Genomic DNA, 1,249 nt, shown 5'->3' on the forward strand with positions numbered 1-1,249 from the left:
GAGACCTTTGCACGAAACAGCCCCTTTGCTCGAGGCATACCACCAAACCGAAAAAAAACAAAGAATGGCAATGAAATAAGCAAAACAATGGCTAAATCATGGATAAAATCTCCAAATGGTTGTTAAATTTGTGTCTATTGGCTGAGCTTACTAACCAACAGACACAATAACCCTAGGCGAGTCCGTATTTTCGTTTCAAGCTTAGGGCAGTTTTTAAATTATGCACCATGCTTGCAAGCAAAGTGCTGGTATGAAATTGCATTAACCCTAAATGACGAGCTTTGCTCATCCCATAATGCAGTTTAAAATGTCCAAAGACCCGCTCAACGGTGTTTCTAGTTTGGCTCTTTTGGGTATTATTGCGTTTTTGCTGTTCGGTTAAGGGTGTATTGCGCCATGCTCTATCATGAATATGATTTTTTATCGGTGGTTCATGCTCGGCAAGGTAGTCATCATGGGCTTGGCTTTTATACGCACTGTCAGCATACACGGCTGATTCATCATCTGTTAACAGCGTGGTAAAACATTGGGAATCATGGACATTGGCAGGGGTAGTTTCAACCTTTTTGACAAAGCTGTCTTCATCACAGTTGAGATGAATTTTAAAGCCGTAGGTGGTTTTTACTTTACCTGTACTGTCTTTTTTACTGACATAGGCGGCTTCGTTATCTTGGGTATTGTCGGTGTGTTTGCCTTTCTTAGGTCGTTTGTTTTTAGCTTCAACGATACTGGCATCGATGATGCTGACACTGCCCGCTTTGATAAAAATGTTTTGTTGGGCTAGTTGCTCATTGATTTGGTTGAACAATGGTTCAATCAGTCTAAGCTCACCTAGGTGTTTGTGGTATCGCCAAATGGTGCTATGGTCGGGTACATCATCCGTTAATGATAGGCCAACAAAGCGACGAAATAGTAAGTCTCGTGCCAGTTGTTTTTCCATGGCTGGATCCGATAGGTTATAGAGTTTTTGTAAGAGTAATACTTTAAACATGATGACAGGGTGAAAGGCAGATTCCCCACGCTCACTGCTATGAACGTGGCGTAAGGTTTGCTCGATAGTTTGCCAGTCAATTAGGTTGTGTAGTTCATCTAATTCTTCGATGGCTTTGTGAGCGTTAATGAGACTGTCTGCTAGGGAGAGTTGCCCTGTTTGTTTCCATGCCATAGTCGTGTTTTTTGCTAGGTGATTGATTTTATTGTATTATACCAATTTAATGAACTTTTGTGTGTTTATTCGTGCAAAGGTTTC

At 41.2% G+C, this 1,249-nt stretch carries 1 protein-coding gene; it reads right to left on the reverse strand.

Annotated features, from left to right (window positions below; translation table 11 throughout):
- Positions 1-172 precede the first annotated feature (172 nt).
- Positions 173-1,165 (reverse strand): IS5-like element ISAba23 family transposase, encoded by a 993-nt coding sequence (locus C9E89_RS22640; RefSeq protein ID WP_005028482.1) that lies wholly within the window; start codon positions 1,163-1,165, stop codon positions 173-175.
- Between the last annotated feature and the right edge of the window lie 84 nt (positions 1,166-1,249).

The organism is Acinetobacter sichuanensis (assembly GCF_003024515.2).
GTDB lineage: Bacteria > Pseudomonadota > Gammaproteobacteria > Pseudomonadales > Moraxellaceae > Acinetobacter > Acinetobacter sichuanensis.

What these genes read in the sequence shown, in the direction of transcription:
- C9E89_RS22640 (WP_005028482.1), bottom strand. Translation starts at nt 1,165, where the DNA reads ATGGCATGGAAACAAACAGGGCAACTCTCCCTAGCAGACAGTCTCATT.